This is a genomic window from uncultured Ruminococcus sp., from assembly GCF_934476685.1.
Taxonomy (GTDB): Bacteria; Bacillota; Clostridia; order Oscillospirales; family Ruminococcaceae; genus Hominimerdicola.
The window spans coordinates 535,047-556,246 of record NZ_CAKSNX010000001.1 but is presented as its reverse complement, the minus strand read 5'-3'; the positions used below and the strand labels follow the sequence as shown (position 1 = coordinate 556,246).

Below are 21,200 nucleotides of genomic sequence, written 5' to 3'. Positions count from 1 at the left end.
ATTCTCCTATTCTGACGGCATATTATATAGAATCATTCTGGAAACGCTCTTTAAGCATTATCCAGCAGTCTTCTTTTTTACACCATTGAGTTACGTTAACGCCCTTTGCGTTATTCGTATTTGGATTCATAAAATGATTCCAAACTTTATAGCAGATATCTTCTATGAGCTGTGATACTTCAGGGGATATACTTTGATGCTGCCATATATAGCTGAAATCAACCTTATTACTATAATACTCTGACAGCAGAGCAATCGTATAGTAATTAATCTGAGCTTTATATCCGCCGAAGTTCTGCGCATCTACTATCTTATCGCACTGTTGAAAAAGAATAACCTGAGCGATAATATTACAATAAAACTTTTCATCCGGCTCTCCGATTTCACCAGCCTGTATCATTTCTGAATATCTGATAAAATTGGTTTCCAATCCCTTGCTGACAATATCAGGGTGTTTCAGCCAACACATTGCGCACTTAGCTGCCACTGTTTTAGAGATACACTTATTCTTAGGGTTCTGCTCTTTGTACTTTCTTTTTGATGCGGCAGTAAGCTGTCTATTGACTTCCACACTGTATTGTCCTCTTGCACGCTCATAAAACCATCGCTGAGACGGTTTTCCCTTTTCGACAGGAATAAAAACTCGTCGTGACAACTGTTCCAGTTTAATGTGGAAATCATCATTAGCACTGAAATCAGACATGGTGATCTTATTTTGGCTGTTTGCGTACCTTGATATGCTGCTTATTACTGTGTCCATCTGTTCATCAGATTTAATTACAGTGAGCTTCATCTGAACGTTAACATTGGATAGATCAACCTTGTTTTGAAAAGCAGCATATATTGATGCTGTTGTTTGACCGCCGTTAACGATCTGCCAGCCGACAAGCTCCTTTATAAGAATAAAATCATCGGTGCTTTCATTCTCGTCTATGACTACTTGCTCAGCAATCGTTGAGATACCATTGTTATATGCCATGAACATTGCAGGATTGCTCCTCAATGTATCCCGTATGCCCTTGTTGACCTTTCCTGTCGCTTGCAGGAACGATCTAACATTTTTCTCAATAAGCCGCTGGCCTTCATCACGGTATATTTCCGCTAAGCATTCTCCTGATATGTAACCAACATAACAGTCATAAACATTGCTTTCCTGCGGTATCTTGATAAGTTTCAGTCTATACTTGTATTTGTTTTTAAAACGTATTACAAGTTTTTCTGCTCCTTTTCTCTGGTAGACAGCCTGAACAAGACGTTCAATATCCCACACATCATATTTAACGGTGGTTTTATTAATCATGGCATCTTCCGGCAAATCGCTGTTAATAAGCTTATTAGTAAGGAAAACAACATAAAGATTTTCGATTTTATCTTTATTCTCCTTTATGAACTCATAAAGCATATATTCGTTTGATGATTCTTCCATTTCATCAAGAACACTCGTGCTTGAACAGCATAATTTATAGAATTTAGACGCTTGTCTGCATATCTTGGCTGTTTCCGATTTGTTTAGCTTTTCAATTTTGCCGTTCTTTTCATAGCAGCTGACTATGAGAGTGAGGCTTTGAAAATATTCGCTGAAAGCATACGCATTAACCTTAAACTTTTCTGATTCTTTCATGCAGTAGCTTACTTCTGCATCAGCGGTTTTTGATTCTCCAAAATCAGCGAGATAAGATAGAAAAACGCTGGTGAAGGCGCTTTCTGTATTTTCAGAATGCTCCGAGGCATATTCTTTGACTTCTTCTATTAGCTCTTGATTAAAATCAACTAATTCACGATTCTCCAATTAGTATGCCCCCTTTCAAAACGTTAATTATATCATTCCACTCGGTCACAAAATCTGTGCAGGCGTTTAGATCAAGTGAGTATATTACATCAGATATACCATTATCAAGGTTATCTGGAACAATATTCGGAAAGTTCTCCTCTACCTTGTAAGTTTGGTGTGATCTCAGATGAAATCCCAGCGTATATCGTTCTTCACACGAGGAAATATAGCCGTATTTAAACAATTTCTCCTCAAAAAGAGAACTATATGGTTCTGATAGACCGCTATGTATAGCTTTAATGATCTCCGGCAATGTTGTGCCGTCGCTGCGGCTCTTTCTTACCATATTTACATACAGAAACAATGTGTTCTCCACATCTTTAGGATTAAGCTGATGTTCACTGCTGATTCTTATCTTTTCATTTGATTTTGCAGATGTTGTCTTTACTTCTATCGCAGATCCATTCACATAAAAATCGTGAGTTTCCTTATCAGCTCCGCTCCAAAAGGATACAGCCTCATTGCCAAAATTGTATATCAGTTTTTTGAGAACAAGCAGTTCACCAAAAAGACCTTCTTGTAATTGCTCAGACATAATCACATCAGAATTGAGTGCAAAAAACTTCTTCCACTTGCTCAAAGTGTCTGATAAGCATCCTATCATCTTCTTTTGTGTACTTATCTTTTCAAGCTGATCAGTTATATCATTAGCTATTATCTCAAAAATGCCGCTGTCATAGTCTTTTGACTGAGAAATGATTATGTACTCATTCTCGCTGTTAGGATTTTGATATTCAGTGATATGATCATAGGCGAACTCTATTCCGTGCCACTTTGGAAAACGGTTCAGCGGTTCCTTGCTGCAGTCTTTAGGCAGCATCACCGCAATAATTCTCTGGAGATCTTTCGCAGCAACAATATAAACTATTCTTATTTTATTTTTTAGAAGAATACTTCTATTTAAGACCGTTAAACTGGAATTGTCTTCCTTATTGAAGTCTGCAATGATCTCCTGATATATTTTAATAGCATTACTCAAAATTCATCACCATTTTCAATTGCGATAGGATTTAATCGGTATGTCCTTCCGCTGCCCTTTCCTTCATTATCCGGAAATACAGCTATAAAGCCGAAAGGTGTCTTATAGGTCTTCCCATCTATTTTCAATCCGGCTATTTCTTCTGCATCAAGAGGACAAAGAATAAGCAAGCCACGGTCTCTTGTTCTAAGCTGCTTTCTTATCTTATCATCACTGTCTCCATTTGCTTTCATCTTGTCCTTTTCTTCCATCTGTTCTTTTGAGAAATCAAGATACTCTTCATCTTTGGACTTTAAAGATTTTATGGAGCATATAGACTCATCTGCCTCATATTGACCTTCGCTTCGTTTTAATCCTTGACCGATGCTAAAATCACCTATAGTTAATGGAGGATTTTTCCGTCCAGTATTTTTCAGGCAAACTGTCCATTTCATTAGTCCTCCTAATTGATTTTGATCACGAATATAGTCTGCTAAAAACAGAGACTTAACTTTACTTGCCTTTGATGATGTTCTATATTCAGACAGGAAGTCAGCTACAATGCTTCCGTTAACATCATCCCAAAAGATATGATCTGTGCCAGATTTTCTGCCGAGTTTATCCCAGTGATCGGAACTATTCTCTCCAAGATTGGAAATAAACCTTTCTACTGCTTCAAAGTTCAGATTATATGTATCTGCATTTCTGTCAATTGATCTTGTTTGGCTTACAGTGTTGCTAAATGTAAGTGTACACTCCTGTCCAGTTTTGATTTTGTTTCTTGCAGAGATCAGCATATCAGGGTAAGACGCAATTCTTAAACCAAAATCCATAGGTGTACGGTTATATTCGTTCATATAGTGAATCTGGCTGCGGAGATTTTCTGTTGCAAAAGAAACAACCATGAACCATCGGAACAGCTCATCAGAAACAAAAAGACGGCAAAGGTCAGTGTATTTCGGTCTGAAGCCAAACCATCTGCCCATCTGCATAAGTGTATCATACATCTGCGAAGAACGCATAAAGAAGCTTACGGTCAATCCCTCAAGCGTTAGTCCTCGTGAGAGCTTGTCTCCGCCAATAGCAATGACATTAAGCTGACGACCTTCATCTTTGAATTCCTTATAGCAGAGAACATCATCGCTTTTTCCGTTAATTTCAAACACTCTAATCTGATGATTACCGATAAGGCGCTTGATCTCTGTTTCAATATCGCTCCAATCAGAGTAGTTTACACCTTCCATATATGCAGAGAAATCCTGCTGCACTTTCTTTGTTGTAGGAACAAAATCACTGTCCCACAAATCATGCAGGATATCAAGTATTTCTGTATCTCCACCGTTAATATACGACTGCACTTCACCAAAATAATCATCAACCATTGATTTCAAGGAGGACTGAACATCATTCAGTCTGTTTACATGAATCAGCATAGAGTTAGGCTCCAAGACCTGACCTCTTACGTTTCTCGCTGCAGTTATAATTATGAAGCAAAGAATCGCTTTCTTCAATTCATCAGGGAGCGGCGAAATTATTTGTCTGGTCTTTGAATCAATAAAATCGTCGAGTTCGGTTGTTATTCTTCTGCGGAGCGGCATTGTTTCGCTGTTTTCATCTTCTCCGAAAAATTCCATGGCACCAACATAACCAGCAGGTTTCGGAAGGCATACAATAAAATCCTTTGGAAACAGATCGTCTTCCAGTTCGGCATCACTAATCTGCGGAGGGATAAAGACATTTGCATATGGTGTGGCTGTATAGCCAACGTAAGAACGACACGAAAACAGAGACAGTATCCTTCTTATCAGCTCGTTGATCTTAGACACTTCTGAATCATCGCTGATTTCTCCGCTGCGATCAGTCTTGTATTTTGTATTAACAGAAGCCTGATCTGCCTCATCATCTATTACAAGCAGAGAGTATTTGCAAGAAAACAGACTTGTACCGTCAGGATTTTGAACGGCTGCGTGATTTTTTGATAAATTATCATAGACATACTGCAATACCTTGCTCTGCTTCTTTACAATAAAGATTTTAGGCTGATCGTATTGCCTGCTGACTCCAGCTCTGCCTTTAGTAAAATCACCTTTTTCGTCTCTGGATGTAAGCGCTTCAATCGACTTATCCATTTTGAAGTTTAGAGTTCCTACACCTATTATAGAGGGGACCAGTCCAGCTTTCTGTCGTAAATATTCGATGCTGGTTTCAAATCCAAGTACTTCCTCATCAATACGCATCTGTGTCTGACTTCTTAGGTTATTATGCATACCAGCGAGAACTATTATAATTTTATATCCTGCATCAACAGCTTTGTTTATAAGTCCAATATAGTTTGCGGTTTTACCGGACTGAACGTAACCGAATACTGCACCGTATGATTTTTCAGAAACACCGGAGGTTGGGTTTGATATGCAGTTCATAACGAAATCAGTAGGTTCGTTAATGCTTTTTTCTATCGTTTTTTGGCTCCACTTTTTTGTACCTGATAAATATGCTTTATATCGGTTCCAGTAAGTTCCTTTAAAACCGGAAGTCTGTCTGAGGTTATTCCACCATTCTTTATCCTTGCCTTTGCGATCATCAGCACTAAGCATTGATGCTATGTCATTGCTCGAAAAACTAACTTCTCTGTAAAGGTATTCTCTTAAATCCTCAGCATCAGAAACAAGAGGTTCCATCGTCTTAACAGCGTTATTAATGGCTTCAATAGTACCAAGACCTTTTTCTTTGTCTCCAAGACATAATGTAAAAGCAGCTTCGTAAAATCTTAGTTCATTTTGTTCCATTGCAGGCCTCCGTATATATATTATCAAAATCATCCATCAAGACAGTATAATCGGGCAACTGCTGCAAAAGGCTTCTTATTTCTTCTTTTGAGCTGCCATTGATTATTAAGGTCGTAATTAACCGTTTTGCTTGATATGCGAGATCATTATATTCGTTTTCAGGCAGACTTCCCTTGCTTACCAACATATCATTCACGCCTGAAAGCTCCATAGGGGAGCATTTTTCAACAAGGTTCAGATAAGCGTTTAAAAGCTCTTTTTGCTCAGGAGCCAGAGACGTTTTAAGCTTGTTTAGCAAAGTATGTTTCTTATTAAGGATGAAAGAATACGATCCTCTTGAATCCTTTCGCTGTTCCCAAACGTAACTCAGCTGAGGAGCATTTGCATTGCCTTTTCGGTCAGAATATGTACCTCTTGAATTATACACCTTAACCGACTGATTTGTTGCTTTCTCAGCAGCAAGACGAATAATATCATCGGTATACGCAGGCGGAACAGCTTTTGATTTTTTTATGTCTATCTGCCAGTCAAAGTCGCTGTCTGAATATATGTCCAGTTGTATTCTCGCAAGGTTAAATGACATTTCTTTCTTGAATAAGCCAAACCACGTTCCATATATGATTAGACGTTCATTTCGATAAACATAGAATCCCTGATGATGCAACCAGCCTTTATATCCACCCGCCGTCTTCACTTCATCATCGTTTGCAAACTTGGTTTTATGTGGAAGGATATAAGGACGTATTAAAACCTTATGCCCATTTTCGGTTACTTCCTCAGGTTCCAATTCCTGACGTGCATTATTGTCAGGAACAAATGGATTCCATGGAGTTAGCGGCGTTCCGTTTACAATAATAGATATTTTCCCTGATTCCATAAACCTATGGAACACAAGTGAAAGATGATTTTTTACATTATCTATCATCTTATAGAATTTTTTCTTTTCATTAGCAGAATCAGATGATATGACCTTATCAATGTTTGATATGCATACCACCGTTCCATTGTCATATTTTGAAAGCCTATCGGATAATTGCTGGATAAACAAGGAAGAACTATCTTCAACAAGTATCTGCCATTGATCCTCTTTTCTTACATAGTCTAAATCCCAGCTTGCATTATTGATACTTTCGCCGGCCTTCGCAAGAACAGTCAGTTTCTTTCCAAGAGAAAAGGAGGCAGTTTTCATTCCCATACCAAATCGGCCAAGGTCATAAATACTTCTCAAATCAAACGGATCAGAAGAACCTATATTCATAGATTTCAATAACTCCTGCTTAGACATACCATCACCATTATCTGAAATGATAATAACTTGATTTTGCCAGTTAAACTCTATGGAAACAGTTGAAGCGTTTGCCGACAGACTGTTATCGACAATATCTGCTATTGCAGTTTCAGGAGTATATCCAACAGAGCGAAGTGAAGAAAGCAGGATATTGGCGCTCGGTATAGAAGTAATAGGTTCACTCATCCAGCATCGTCCTTTCGTATAATATAATCAAGTTAATAATACCACATTTTGACGAATTATTCAATAGCTTTTCTATAAAAATTGACGACTGATGCTAAAAATCGAGAATGAATAATTAGTAAAACCGAATAACGCATTTAACTTTGGCCCCACCGGATTCAAAGTCAAACCTTCCTCCAAAACCTCTCAACCATCTCCTCCGCCAACGCCTTGATCTCTGCCTTAAACTTCGCACTTAGATCAATAAGCTCCGTAGTTGGTAAACCGTTGCGTATCAGGCGTCTTTTGAGCTTGTCCATAGCGTCCATACGCTCTTGTTTTGCCTGCATGAACTCGTCAAACTCGGTAGGGTGATATTTCTCAATTCCAGCTTCCACAAGCATCTTCTTGTATCTGCGGACATAAGCATCATAATCTCGCTTTACATCGGAATATTCCTTGGTGTTTTCTTTGTAGATCGCTTCTTTCTGCTGCTTCTGAGCTTCAATGCACTCAGCAGAATGACAGCACACTTCGCCTTCCGTTCCGAGGAACAGCTTGTGACAGAATCCGCACTGGCAAACTGTCCACTTGTTTCTGTGAACGAGCTGTCCTATCTCTGCAAGGACAGTCAGCAGGCAGTTGTCGCTTTCATGGAATACATTAAAGGTGTAATTGTCGGCAGCAATGATCGTTCTTCCGGGCTGTATCATAAAATGCTCCATATTAGCCTTGTGGCTGAAATACGCATCACTGCACATAAGCGTAAACTGCCTATCTATATACTCCATAAGCTTTTGTGATACCTCGTCTTGTATCTTTCTCTTGTCTAACTTAGCGATAACAACATCATTCGGTTTCAGAAGTACATAACGCTCTTTATCGTAAAACTCTATGACCGAGGTCACATATCCCCGGAAGAAGATGTTTTTCCCATACTCAGCAATAAACCTTGCTATCATATCCTCGGTGCTGACTTCAATGCTCCTGCCGATACGCAAGGCGCTGTGAAGCCTGTCCCTGAACGCATCATAAGGCTCGGTATGCTCACAAAACACCCTATGCTGATTCATCAGCTCATCAAAGGTGAATGTCCTCGTATTCAAGACAGCACCATGTATGCTTTCATCGGAATCATTAACAGACTGTGCGATATTTATCGTGCGGTCTGTTTCGTTTATACGGTAAATTGTCGTAGTTTCCATATGCTCTCCTCGCTTTCGGTATCTTCTTCCATTATAGCATATCATACGCAGAACGTCAATTATAATGCGTATTATAGCGTAACATACTTCGTACAATAAAATGTTTTGAGTGTTTGTTTGCGTAAATACGCAATACACGCACAAGTGTCCAAAAGGAAATGCTACAATATCCATATCAGGTGTGAAAGATATTTGATAGCGGAACAACACGATGATGTTGACTACTATACATATAAAAGCACTTTTATAGATCATTTCAGAAAGGCTGATGAAGAATTGTTGAACAATGAAACATCGTGGGTACAGCCCACACCACTCAGGGGGAACAGGTCTAACTTGATAGACTTTCCCGTAAACGCACTGCCGCCTATATTGAGAACGATGGCACAGGCAATAGCCAGTACAACATCAACAGATGTTTCGATGGCAAGTACGGCTATTCTTTCTTCTGTGAGCTACTGCTTTTCGGGGCAGTTCCGTATCGTAGGCAAGAAAGATCACTCCGAACCTCTTGTTATCGACAGCCTTATCGTTGCCGAAGCGAGTTTCAAGAAATCGCCTGTGATGAAGCTCGTTGCAAAGCCCTATCAGGACTATGTGCAGGAGTACAACGAGAAGAACAAGGCTCTCATCTTGGAAAATCAGGCAAAGAAAAAAGTCATAGCCAACAAGCTGGCGGCTCTTGAAAAGAAAGCCGATGCCGATACAAAAGAGATGTCCGACCTTGCTATGGAACTGAGCAGTATCACAAATGCGGACTTCCGCCGTATCATCGTTGATGATATTACGCCCGAGTCCCTCGTCAGACAGCTTGCGATAAACGGCACACTTCTTATGATGTCCGATGAAGCAGGCTCACTCGGTAACTTCAACGGCAGATACAGCGCCAACGGTGCACCGAATCTCGACTTGCTCCTGAAATCATGGAATGGAGAAACGTTCATCAGCGACCGTATCACCCGTGAGAACGTTATCCTTTACAAGCCCTATGTGTCGATATGCCTTGCGTGTCAGCCGTACATATGGGACAGTATGATAGGAAATATGGCGTTCAGGGGCAGCGGTTTCCTTGCAAGGCTTGTGTACTGCTTTCCCAAAGACCTGAGAGGAACACGCAAGTACAACACTGAACCTATCCCCGATGAGCTGTCCGAACGTTATCACAAGCTGATATATGCTCTGCTGAACTACAAATTTCAGCGTTTTGAGCTTCATCAGGCGGACGAAAAACTTCTTTTCCTTGATGAAAAAGCAAAAGATGAATATGTCTTCCTGCACGATCAGTTTGTTGAGAAACAGCTTGTCACCGATATGGCATTCTGTGCCGACTGGGGCGGTAAGTTTCATGGACTGGTGCTGAGGATATGCGGTATCCTGCATTGTATCAAGACGGTTCTGAACGGTGAGAAGCCTGATGAAGTGAAAGTATCGCACGATACGATGTGCAACGCTATCGAGATAGGTCACTACTTCCGCTTGCAGGCGATATATGCCTACGGGCTGGGCGATACCGACAATCAGACCTTGCAGGCGGAGCGCATAGTCGCAAAGATACGCTCGAAGAATATCTCGCAGATCAGGCAGAATGACCTGTACAAGCTGTGCAGATGCAAACTGTTCAAGAACGCACAGGAGTTCGCCGAGGTAATAGCTGTTCTCGAAGAATACGGCTATCTCAAAAGTGAGACTATCCCCGGGGCAAACAACAACCCCAAAGGCTGCACGATGCTCTACATCAATCCTTTGATGTTCAGACAGTAAAGCATACACAATCAACACTTTCCGCACTTTCTGTCCTGAATGTGCTGAAAATGCGGAAAGTTCACAACACAAACCATAGAAAGAGAGAGGTTTACACTATGACGACTACACAGAAAAAAGCTATCGTTGACAACATTCTTGAGCTTCTGATTCAGCTCACTGAGGACGGAGAGAACTCCGCTCCGCAAACAACCAACGCACCGACTGCCAACAAGGTGGAGATGCTCACTATCAAGGAGAGTGCCGCACTCATCAGCGGACTTTCCGAACACACCGTCCGTCAGCTCGTGAAGCAAGGCAAGGTGAAGTCCGTCCGCACAGGCGAGGGCAGGAACGGAAAGATACTTGTCAACAAGGCTGACCTGCTTGCCTACTTTCAGCAGTGACGGTATTCGAGCAAGCAAGGTCTGCTGTTGATATGAAGACGGTGGCAGAGGGGTACGGCTTACATATTGACCGCGGCGGAATGTGCCTGTGTCCGTTCCACGAGGAGAGAACTCCCTCTGCGAAAATATATCCCGATAATCTGCATTGCTTTGGCTGCGGAACGCACGTTGACGTTATCGGCTTCACGCAGAAAATGTTCGGCTTGGACAAGCCTATTGATGCGGTCAAGAAGCTGAATGAGGACTTTGGTCTGCATATTGAGATCGGCAGATCTCCGACTGCAAAAGAAGTGTCTGAATATCAGAAGCGTATCGCCGAAAAACGTGCCTATGAAGAATGGGAGAAGTCCGCTTGGCGAACGCTGAACAGCTACCTGTGGCTGATGCGTGAATGGAGAGAGCTTGCTCCTGCTTCGCCCGATGAAATTGCGGACAAGCGTTTTTGGTATGCTCTGCATCATCTCGACTATGCGGAGCACCTCTGTCAGGAGTTCATAAACGGAGAGAAAGACGGTCGGCTTTTGATGAAAAATATTGTTGGTGAGATAGCGAACTTTCAAAATTGTAATGCGGACTATTGTAATGCGGACTTTTGAATAAATGTGACCGCATTTTCGGCTGCTCTGTCAGCCGATAGCCTCGCAGAGCCACAATAGCATTTTTGATAGTCCGATCAGGCTGTCGAAAGTGCTTTGGGGTTACCGGCGGCATTCCGCAGGTAATTCGGCTCTCCGAGCCGTTTGGTTTGCCGATCTCCGTATCGTTGCAAGCCAATTGCCCGTCAGGGCTTTGCGTCAGCAATCCCCTCATCAGAGGGTTCAAATATAGAAACAAAGGAGACTAATTTTATGAGTACAAAGACTATCTCGATGTGTCAGGGGAAAGGCAGCCTGTCACATAACAATCGGGATTTCACTGCCAAGAATATTGACAGCTCACGCACTGCGGATAACATCGTTTTTGTTCAGCAGGAACTGGGCAAAGTCTACGACCAGCTTTTTGGCGATGCAGTAGAAAGATATAACGCTCGTCAGAAAAGAAATGACAGGAAGATTTCAGACTACTTTCAGCACCTGTTCAACCGTGAACCGAGTGCAAGCGTTATCACGGGAGCGAACAAGCAAAAGAGCTTTTATGAGGACTTAGTGCAGATCGGCACGAAAGACGATACGGGGGTAGGTACTCCCGATGCGGAGATCGCTGTTGCCTTCCTGCGTGAATACATGGAGAGTTTTCAAGAAAGAAATCCAAATTTCTATGTGTTCAATGCTGTGATGCACCTAGATGAAGCTACGCCGCATTTACACATCGACTATATCCCCGTCGGACATTTCGACAGGGGGCTTGATACTCGAAATGCTATGGCGAAAGCTCTCGAAGAAATGGGACACGGCAAAGGTGCAAATGCGATCAACCGCTGGCGGTTAGCGGAATGGGAAGTCCTGCACCAGATATGTACTTCTCATGGTATTGAGATCTCTGAGCCGAAGAAGTCCAGAGGGTACAGCTATACGGTTGAGGAGTACGGCAAGCATCAAGACGAAATTAGGCGGCTGAATGAAGAAAAGGAGCAGGCTCTTTCTGAGCGTGACGAAGCCCGTGTGGAGCTTGACAAGGCAGCAAAGAAGAAAGTCAAGCTCGATGAGATCGAGAGCATTGAAGCCAAGGAGTCGATGTTTGGAAAGAAAGTTACTCTCACAAAAGAGGACTATGACAAGCTCAGCGACACGGCAAAGAAGTATGTGGCAATGGTCAAGACTAGCAAGAAGCTCAGATCCGAGCATGACACGGCAGTGCAGGAGCGTGACAAGCTGAAAAAGCAGTTGTCGGCTGTTTCCTCGGAGCTTGATACTTACAAGAAAGCTGAAAAGGAAAAGGCTCTTTTCACTCGTGAGAAACTAAACAAGGAAGCAAAGCGTATCAGCCGTGAGGACGAGCTTTCACGCAAACTAAAAAAGGCTGAGGCTTTTATCTCTGCCTGCGGATTGAATTCCGACTATCAGCAGTTCAGATACAACAGCACTTCAAGAAAGAATACATTAGAATAAAAGAAGAAAGTTTATGACATACCACAAAAAAGTACGGTAAATCTCTTGACAAGCTCGGAATATTGCGCTAACATAATAACGATACAAGGGTATGTCATAAATTTTAGGAGGTAATTTATGGCTACTATCAGAAAACGTGGTGACAGTTATTCTATCCGGGTAAGCTGTGGCTACGATACAAACGGAAAACATAAGGAACAGGCAATGACATGGAAGCCTGAACCGGGTATGACAAAGCGACAGATCGAAAAGGAACTCCAAAGACAGGCTGTGCTTTTTGAAGAAGCAGTTGCACATGGCTACAAGACAACGGCTGTCAAGTTTCAGGAGTTTGCAGAGGAATGGTTTGAGGAATACGCAAAGCTCAATCTTCGCAGTACCACCTATGAGCGAATGAGACAACTGACACACAGAGTTTATCCGGCTATCGGTCATCTGCGTATGGATAAGATCACCGCAAGACAGCTGCAGGGCTTTGTGAATTCTCTCGCCAAAGAGGGTGCAAATGAAAAGACAGGGAAGCCGCTTGCACCTAAGACCATTCGTCACAATCTCAGTTTCATCAGTGATGTGTTCAGCTATGCGGTGAAAATGGACTTGCTGTCAGATAATCCATGCAGAAAAGTGACTATCCCGAAAGGTGAGGTCAAGGAAAAACAGATATACTCTCAGGAGGAAATGGCACTGCTCCTTACAAGGATAAGTGGTGAACCGACCAAATACAGAGCTTTTTTCTTTCTGATCGCATACAGCGGTTTTCGCAGGAGCGAGATGCTCGGTCTGGAATGGAAAGATATTGATTTTGAGAACAATATCATTACAGTTAAGCGTACATCAAACTACACCGCAGAGCGTGGCATCTATACCGACACCACAAAGACAAAACGCTCTCAGCGTGTGCTGAAGATCTCACCTTACATCATGGGCATTCTCAAAGAGTTGAAAGACGAACAGGACGAGGAAGCTCTTCGCCTTGGCGACAAGTGGGTGGATAGTGACAGGCTTTTTGTGAAATGGAACGGTGAGCCGATGAACAATCAGACACCCTACGGCTGGCTGAAAGAGTTCTGCGAAAAGAACGAGCTGCCTTTCTACGGCATACATAGCTTTCGTCACTTTGCAGCTTCGGCACTTATTTCCGCAGGGCTTGATGTGACAACCGTTTCAGGGGCATTAGGACATTGCAATTCAGGAACGACTTTGAACGTATATTCTCATATGTTCCAGAATGCACAGGCAAGAGTGGCAGAGGCAATGGACGGTGCGTTTAGCTTTCTTCCGCAGGATACAACAACTTAAAACAAGAATGTCCGCTACAAATTCGCAATAGCGGACAAGCAGCGGACAAAGCCTGTTTTCGACACAACAAAGAATCCCGAAAACAACGTAGATACGTCATTTTCGGGATTATGGTTTGGTGACCCGTACGGGAATTGAACCCATGATTACGCCGTGAAAGGGCGTCGTCTTAACCCCTTGACCAACGGGCCGTGCTTTCGGGAGATACATGGTAGCGGTAACTGGATTTGAACCGGTGACACCCTGGGTATGAACCAAGTGCTCTAGCCAACTGAGCTATACCGCCGTATTGTGTATCTCCCTCAGCGACTATATTATTATACACCGCATTTACCGATTTGTCAATACTTTTTTGCAGCTTTTTTTACTTTTGTTTATCAAGTCATTTTTATATGGCATATTTTGATTATTCTTATGGAATATACACATATCATCTGCTATTTTGCTGGATTTATGCATACTATAATGGTAAAGCAAGGTGTTTGTGCTTGATTTTTGATGTTTTGTGTCAAAAAATATTTTCTGTGTACTGTTCTATTTTAAAAATGGCAAGACATTTGATAAGCTGTGTTTATAGAGTTGGCGACCAAAGGTCGCCCCTACGCAGGATTTTGGTAGCGGATATAAGACCTCAGCAAAGTAGTGTTAAGTAAAAGCCATATCTCGGTTTCTTCCGAGTGCAAAATGAGAGGTTTAGACAGCAGACAGCGAGCTTGCCGAGCGTCCCGAATAGAGCCGTCCGCCCGAGGACCGAGCGTAGCGTAATACCCCGTCCGGGAGGACTCTTCCGAGGACAGAATGAGAAGTTCGGAAAGTAGGCAGAGCGTTAGTTGAGCGTTACGAAAACTTACTTTGTGTATTTGATTGTTTGTATGTGCTTTTACTTTGTTTTGTATTTAGTGTTTGAGTTATATGGGAGTTGGTTATGCAAAGTTGGATAGGGATTGAGTTAGTTTGGGATAGAATTGAGATGTGCAGTGACGGCGGGCATAGGTAAAATTTTAGTAAAATTTTGTTTGGAGAGCTGGCGACCAAAGGTCGCCCCTACGCAGGATTTCGATAGCGGATATAAAACCTCAGCAAAGTAGTGTTAAGTAAAAACTATATCTCAGTTTCTTCCGAGGACAAATGAGAAATTCAGACAGCAGACAGCGAGTTTACGAGCGTCCTGAATTACCCCGTCCGGGAGGACTCTTCCGAGCACAAAAGTAAAAGATCGCACCACCGACAGCGAGCTTGCCGAGCGGAACGAATAGAGCCGTCCGCCCGAGGACACAGGACTTGACTTTTTAGTGGGTATAGTGTATAATATAATATGTGTATTTATACATAATTTATTAAGTCAAAAAATACAAATGACAACAAAAGAAGGAGTTATTTACTGAATTTCTTCCTAAAAAATAAAGGTGGCTAGATAATGGGATTACTTGACAAAATTTTCGGCAACTATTCTAAAAAAGAACTTGCTAAGATAGAACCGATAAAGAATAAGGTTCTTGATCTGGAGGAAAAATATTCTGCTATGTCCGATAAGGAACTGGGCGAGCAGACTGCTGTCCTCAGAAGTAAGCTTGATGAGCTTTCAAGCGTAGACGATGTTCTGCCTGAGGCTCTAGCTGTGTGCAGAGAGGCTGCTTTCAGAGTCCTCGGCAAGAAGCCTTACCCTGTACAGATAATCGGTGCTATCGTTCTTCATCAGGGACGTATCGCTGAAATGAAAACAGGTGAAGGTAAAACTCTTGTTGCGTGTCTGGCTGCATACTCAAACTCTCTTACAGGAAAAGGCGTTCACGTTGTTACAGTAAACGACTATCTGGCTAAATTCCAGTCCGAGGAAATGGGCAAGGTGTTCCACTTCCTTAATACTTCTATCGGCTGCGTACTCTCCGGTATGAACAAAGAGCAGAAGAGAGCCGCTTACAACGCTGATATCACTTACGGTACAAATAACGAGTTCGGTTTCGACTACCTCCGTGACAACATGGTCATTTATAAAAAGGATAAGGTACAGAGAGAACACGCTTTCGCTATCGTGGACGAGGTGGACTCTATCCTTATAGATGAGGCAAGAACTCCGCTTATCATTTCAGGTCAGGGAGATAAGTCAACAAAGCTTTATACCCTTGCCGACAGATTTGCCAAGACACTTAAATCCGTTACTGTCGTTGAAATGGACGATAAGGCTGACAACGACCTGCTGGACGGAGATTATATCATAGACGAAAAGGCTAAAACTGCCACACTTACAAAGAGCGGCGTAAAAAAGGCTGAAAAGGCTTTCAATGTCATCAACCTTATGGACGCTGACAATATGACTCTTGCTCACCATATCAATCAGGCTATAAAGGCTAACGGCGTTATGAAAAACGGCGTTGACTATATCGTCAAGGACGGCGAAGTGCTTATCGTTGACGAGTTCACAGGACGTGTTATGGACGGCAGACGTTTCAACGACGGACTTCATCAGGCTATCGAGGCTAAGGAAGGCGTTGAGGTAAAGAGAGAGTCAAAGACTATCGCTACTATCACATATCAGAACTACTTCAGACTTTATTCAAAGCTTTCTGGTATGACCGGTACTGCCCTCACGGAAGAGGACGAGTTCAGAGAGATATACAAGCTGGACGTTATCGAAGTGCCGACAAACAAGCCTGTTATCAGAATAGATCATCCGGACGTTGTATACAAGACCGAAAAGGGCAAGTTCAACGCTGTTATAGATCAGATAATCGAATGCCACAAGAAGGGACAGCCTGTACTGGTCGGTACGGTTTCTATCGACAAGTCAGAGTACCTTTCAAGACTGCTGAAAAACAAGGGCGTAAAGCACGAAGTCCTCAACGCAAAGTATCATGACCGAGAGGCTATGATCGTTGCGCAGGCTGGTAAGTTCGGTGCTGTTACCATCGCTACCAACATGGCAGGACGTGGTACGGATATCATGCTGGGCGGTAACGCTGAGTATATGTCACTTGCACAGCTTCAGAAAGAGGGATACACAGAGGCTCAGGCTATCGAGGCTGCAAGCTTCTCAAATACCGATGATGAAGAGATACTTACTGCAAGAGCAAGATACAGAGAGCTTTACAAGAAGTTCTCAGATGAGATAAAGGAAAAGGCTGACGAGGTAAGAGCCGCAGGCGGTCTTTATATAATCGGTACTGAAAGACATGAGTCAAGACGTATCGACAACCAGCTCAGAGGACGTTCAGGACGTCAGGGCGATCCGGGAGAAAGCACATTCTTCCTCTCACTGGAAGACGATCTTATGAGGATCTTCGGCGGCGACAGGATCACAGGAATGATGGATACACTCAATGTTGACGAGAACACTCCTATCCAGTCAAAGATGCTTTCTAATGTTATCGAATCTTCACAGAAGAAGATAGAGGGCAGAAACTTCAATATCAGAAAGAATGTCCTTAACTACGACGACGTTATGAACACTCAGCGTGAGATCATTTACAGCCAAAGACAGAAGGTTCTCGACGGCGAAGATCTCCACGACTATATCATTGATATGATAAAGGATTTCGTTACTGACTCCGTAAATATGTACATTATGGGAGATATTCAGGACGACTGGAACCTTGCTGGTCTTAAAGAAAGACTTATGGGACTTATCACAGTTGAGGACGACTTCAACTATACTCCGCAGGAGCTTGACGAGCTGACTAAGGAAGATATCCAGAAGACGCTTACAGACAGAGCGCTCAAATTCTACGATATGAGAGAAGAGGATCTCGGAACAGAGCTTCTTCACGAGATCGAAAGAGTATGCCTGCTCAAGGTCGTTGATACAAAGTGGATGGATCACATCGACGATATGGAAGAGCTTAAGAAGGGTATTGGTCTGCGTTCATACGGTCAGAAGAACCCTGTCGTTGAGTATCGTATGGAAGGTATGGATATGTTCGACGCTATGATCGAATCTATCCGTGAAGATACTGTAAGAATGCTGTTCACTATACAGGTAAGAAAGACTGCTGCTGCACCAAAGAGAGAAAATGTTCTCCAGCCGGCAGAGCATCACAATATGACTGTAAGAAAGGCAAACAAGGTAGGCAGAAACGATCTCTGCCCATGCGGAAGCGGCAAGAAGTACAAGAACTGCTGCGGAGCAAATGCCGAAGCACAGGATCAATAAACAAATTCAGACAGGACGGATAAAACCGTCCTGTTTTGGGATATTGGAAATGAAAACGTTTCAGATAAAAAAGACAGGAGCTGTTGGAAACTATGTCAACTGCATTCAAGGCTGCGGATATACTTCTTCCGCAGGGTAAAAGCAGCGAAGATCTTTCAAAATGGGCGGTAGTTGCCTGCGATCAGTACACATCTGAACCAGAATACTGGGAAGATGTAAAGGATATCGTGGGAGATGAGAAGTCTGCCCTCAACCTTATTCTGCCTGAGGTCTACCTCGAATCGTCAGACGTTGACGAAAGGATAGAAAAGATACACAGGACTATGGAGGAGTATGTGAACTCCGATACTTTCAAAGAGTACAAAAATTCTATGGTCTATGTGGAGAGGATACAGTCGGACGGCGAACTCAGAGCAGGTATCGTTGGTGCGATAGATCTGGAGCAGTACAACTACGAAAAAGGCTCAAAGTCACCTGTAAGGGCGACGGAGGCTACGGTGGTAGAGAGAATACCGCCGAGAATAAAGGTAAGAAACGGTGCGCCTATCGAACTGCCGCACATTATGATACTTATTGATGATACTGACAAGACTGTTGTCGAGCCGCTGGCTGAGAAAAAGGACAGCTTTGAAAAGGTATATGATTTTGACCTTATGAAAAACGGCGGTCACATCAGCGGATATATCGTTGACGAAAAGTCGCAGGAGAATATAATCAGCGCACTTGAAAAGCTTGGGGATATAGACAGCTTTAATGCAAAGTACGGTCTTGACGAAAAATATCCTCTTGTTTACGCTATGGGTGACGGAAACCACTCGCTTGCTACGGCAAAGGAATATTATGAGGAGCAGAAGCGACTTGACCCTGACAAGGATATGACAAATGCGCCTTGCAGATATGCACTGGTGGAGATAGTTAATCTTCACTCCCCTGCCCTTAAATTTGAGGCTATCCACAGAATAGTTACAGACGTGGACGTTGAAAAGCTGCTGGCTGAAATGGTGCTTGAACTTGATCTTGCACAGGACGAGTCAAAGCAGAAGATAACGGTGGTGGAAAAGGGCGTACACAAGGATATGTACATACACAATCCGACATCAAAGCTTACGGTGGGAAGTTTACAGAATTTTCTCGATATGTATACAAAGGAATGCGGCGGAAAGATAGATTATATCCACGGCGCAGACGTTGTGGACGAGCTTTCAAAGAAAGAAAACTCGGTCGGATTCCTGCTGCCTGACATGGGCAAAGAGGAGCTTTTCCCGACGGTAATTTGCGACGGCGCTCTCCCAAGAAAGACATTCTCAATGGGACACGCAGAGGACAAGAGATTTTACGTTGAGGCAAGAAAGATCAGATAAAATATCGGCAATTTTTAAAAGGAGTAATAGACAATGTTGATCGCAGAAGTAAAAAACGAACTCACAAACCACATCATACCATTCTGGAACAAGCTAAAAGACGAGGAAAACGGCGGCTTTTACGGCTTTATGAGCTATGACCTCAAGCTGGATAAGAAGGCTGACAAGGGTGTTATCCTCCATTCGAGAATACTTTGGTTCTACTCAAACGCTTATCTTACACTCAAGGACGAGAGCCTGCTGGACTATGCACGTCACGCATTCGAGTTCATCAAGGATCACTGTATCGACTATGAATACGGCGGAGTTTACTGGATGATGGACTACAAGGGAAATCCTGCTGACGATATGAAGCACACATACAACATCGCTTTCGCTATATATGCCCTTTCCTGCTATTACAGAGCAAGCGGCGACAAGAAGGCTCTTGAACTGGCTTACAAGCTTTTTGACGATATCGAGAAGAACACCCTTGACGAGTACGGCTATCAGGAGGCTTTCGACAGAAAGTGGAATCTTGTATCAAATGACGCACTTTCCGAAAACGGACTTCACGCTGACAAGACAATGAACGCTATCCTTCACCTTATCGAGGCTTACACAGAGCTTTATCTTGCTGACAAGAATGAAAAGGTGGCTGAAAGACTTAAATTCCAGCTTGGTCAGATGAGAGATATCGTTTATACACCTGAAACAAATGCGCTGAAAGTATTCTTCGACACAAAGTTTGACCTTGTGGGAGATATCCACTCATTCGGTCACGATATCGAGGCAACATGGCTTATGGACAGAGCCTGCGATGTTCTCGGCGATGAAGAGCTTAAAAAGCAGTTTGCTGAAATGAACCTTAAAATATCAAACAACATCTACAATATCGCTCTTGAAGACGGTGCGCTCAACAACGAACGTGAGAACGACAAGATCGACCGCAAGAGAGTTTGGTGGGTAGAGGCTGAATCCGTAGTTGGATTTATCAACGCTTATCAGCACGGCGGTGACAAGAAGTTCCTTGACGCTGCAAAGGGCGTTTGGGAATACATCAAGTCGGATATCATCGACAAGAGAGAGGGTTCAGAGTGGTACTCAGAGGTATCATTTGAACATAAGCCGCACGACTGGAAAGAGATCGTCGGACCATGGAAGTGTCCTTACCACAACGGCAGAATGTGCATGGAGGTAATTTCCAGAGGGGTAGATCTTTAATGAACGGCTCTACCGCAGAAAAAAAGATATTCAGATACGAAACACATCTTCACACCGCTGAATGCAGTGCCTGCGCCTCCGCTTCGGGGGCGGAGCAGGCTAGGCGGTATAAAGAGCTTGGCTATGACGGCATTATCGTCACAGACCACTTTTTCAACGGCAACACCGCCATAACCCATTTCAACAGCTGGGAAGAGCGTGTTGAAAAGTATATGAAAGGCTACGAAAATGCAAAGGCGGAGGGAGAAAAGCTCGGTCTTAAAGTGTTCTTCGGGCTTGAATATTCATACTTCGGTGCTGACCTGCTTGTATACGGCATAGGGAAAGAGTTCCTGCTGGAAAACGACAATATATGCGACATAAGCTTTTATCAGTTCGCAGACCGTGTTCACAAGGCAGGAGGAATACTCGTTCATGCGCACCCATTCCGTGAGGCTGACTGGTATATCCACGAGATAAAGCTGCTGCCGAAATGGATAGACGGCGTTGAGGTATACAACAGCGGCAACTCCAAAGAAGCATTTAACGACAGGGCAAAATGGTATGCTGAGCAGTTCGGTTTTGTTCAGACTGGCGGAACGGACAATCATCACCTTTGGGTACCTGCCGACAGAATAAGCGGGATACAGACGGAAAAAGAGATAAATTCCATTGAAGATTATATCGACATAGTCAGAAATGGAGAGCTTGAACCTATTATCCCTGCGGCAAAGGCTGAGGAATAACTCAGCTGCTTTGCACAAAATGAAATCGTATACATTA

At 43.0% G+C, this 21,200-nt stretch carries 14 protein-coding genes and 2 tRNA genes; 9 read left to right on the top strand and 7 right to left on the bottom strand.

The features are described from left to right. Positions 1–22: 22 nt before the first annotated feature. The 5 genes from Q0E19_RS02490 to Q0E19_RS02470 all read right to left on the bottom strand — a co-directional run bounded on the left by Q0E19_RS02490 (position 23) and on the right by Q0E19_RS02470 (position 8,233). Positions 23–1,789 carry an AIPR family protein gene (locus Q0E19_RS02490; protein WP_294406972.1) on the bottom strand — a complete coding sequence of 589 codons (1,767 nt, stop codon included), beginning with the start codon at positions 1,787–1,789 and terminating at the stop codon, positions 23–25. Beyond that, the gene (locus tag Q0E19_RS02485) at positions 1,776–2,810 is read right to left on the bottom strand and encodes a PD-(D/E)XK motif protein (protein ID WP_294406970.1); all 1,035 of its coding nucleotides are present in this window, start codon (positions 2,808–2,810) and stop codon (positions 1,776–1,778) included. Before Q0E19_RS02485 ends, Q0E19_RS02490 begins: the two co-directional genes overlap by 14 nt. Then, on the bottom strand, positions 2,807–5,575 hold the full coding sequence (locus Q0E19_RS02480) for a Z1 domain-containing protein (RefSeq protein ID WP_294406968.1): 2,769 nt from the start codon (positions 5,573–5,575) through the stop codon (positions 2,807–2,809). Before Q0E19_RS02480 ends, Q0E19_RS02485 begins: the two co-directional genes overlap by 4 nt. Continuing rightward, a complete protein-coding gene (locus tag Q0E19_RS02475; protein WP_294406966.1) occupies positions 5,562–7,049 on the bottom strand; it encodes an ATP-binding protein in 1,488 nt (495 codons plus the stop codon). The genes Q0E19_RS02480 and Q0E19_RS02475 overlap by 14 nt, the downstream gene beginning before the upstream one ends. 164 nt (positions 7,050–7,213) lie before the next feature. Further along, positions 7,214–8,233 (bottom strand): hypothetical protein, encoded by a 1,020-nt coding sequence (locus Q0E19_RS02470; RefSeq protein ID WP_294406964.1) that lies wholly within the window; start codon positions 8,231–8,233, stop codon positions 7,214–7,216. Positions 8,234–8,425: 192 nt separating this feature from the next. On the opposite strand from Q0E19_RS02470, the gene Q0E19_RS02465 reads away from it, so the two are divergent. The 5 genes from Q0E19_RS02465 to Q0E19_RS02445 all read left to right on the top strand — a co-directional run bounded on the left by Q0E19_RS02465 (position 8,426) and on the right by Q0E19_RS02445 (position 13,727). Beyond that, positions 8,426–9,994 (top strand): YfjI family protein, encoded by a 1,569-nt coding sequence (locus Q0E19_RS02465; RefSeq protein WP_294406962.1) that lies wholly within the window; start codon positions 8,426–8,428, stop codon positions 9,992–9,994. A gap of 98 nt (positions 9,995–10,092) precedes the next feature. Continuing rightward, the gene (locus Q0E19_RS02460; protein WP_294406959.1) at positions 10,093–10,380 is read left to right on the top strand and encodes a helix-turn-helix domain-containing protein; all 288 of its coding nucleotides are present in this window, start codon (positions 10,093–10,095) and stop codon (positions 10,378–10,380) included. Next, on the top strand, positions 10,377–10,976 hold the full coding sequence (locus tag Q0E19_RS02455; protein WP_294406956.1) for a CHC2 zinc finger domain-containing protein: 600 nt from the start codon (positions 10,377–10,379) through the stop codon (positions 10,974–10,976). The genes Q0E19_RS02460 and Q0E19_RS02455 overlap by 4 nt, the downstream gene beginning before the upstream one ends. Before the next feature lie 252 nt (positions 10,977–11,228). Further along, entirely contained in the window at positions 11,229–12,428 is a 1,200-nt protein-coding gene (locus Q0E19_RS02450) for a plasmid recombination protein (protein ID WP_294406954.1), read from the top strand. Positions 12,429–12,545: 117 nt separating this feature from the next. After that, positions 12,546–13,727 (top strand): tyrosine-type recombinase/integrase, encoded by a 1,182-nt coding sequence (locus tag Q0E19_RS02445; protein ID WP_294406951.1) that lies wholly within the window; start codon positions 12,546–12,548, stop codon positions 13,725–13,727. A gap of 116 nt (positions 13,728–13,843) precedes the next feature. Here Q0E19_RS02445 and Q0E19_RS02440 read toward each other — a convergent pair. Together Q0E19_RS02440 and Q0E19_RS02435 are read right to left on the bottom strand one after the other, a co-directional pair. Further along, a tRNA-Glu gene (locus Q0E19_RS02440) sits at positions 13,844–13,918 on the bottom strand. Between the two features lie 18 nt (positions 13,919–13,936). Next, positions 13,937–14,013, bottom strand: a tRNA-Met gene (locus Q0E19_RS02435). 1,131 nt (positions 14,014–15,144) lie between these two features. On the opposite strand from Q0E19_RS02435, the gene secA reads away from it, so the two are divergent. The 4 genes from secA (at position 15,145) to Q0E19_RS02415 (ending at position 21,163) form a co-directional block, all read left to right on the top strand. Next, complete coding sequence (gene secA / locus Q0E19_RS02430) at positions 15,145–17,874, top strand: preprotein translocase subunit SecA (protein ID WP_294406948.1); 2,730 nt, start codon at positions 15,145–15,147, stop codon at positions 17,872–17,874. Positions 17,875–17,966: 92 nt separating this feature from the next. Continuing rightward, on the top strand, positions 17,967–19,235 hold the full coding sequence (locus Q0E19_RS02425; protein WP_294406947.1) for a DUF1015 domain-containing protein: 1,269 nt from the start codon (positions 17,967–17,969) through the stop codon (positions 19,233–19,235). A 33-nt stretch (positions 19,236–19,268) separates the two neighbouring features. Then, positions 19,269–20,438, top strand: a complete 1,170-nt coding sequence (locus Q0E19_RS02420) for an AGE family epimerase/isomerase (RefSeq protein WP_294406946.1) — start codon at positions 19,269–19,271, stop codon at positions 20,436–20,438. Next, on the top strand, positions 20,438–21,163 hold the full coding sequence (locus Q0E19_RS02415; RefSeq protein ID WP_294406945.1) for a PHP domain-containing protein: 726 nt from the start codon (positions 20,438–20,440) through the stop codon (positions 21,161–21,163). The genes Q0E19_RS02420 and Q0E19_RS02415 overlap by 1 nt, the downstream gene beginning before the upstream one ends. Positions 21,164–21,200 lie beyond the last annotated feature (37 nt).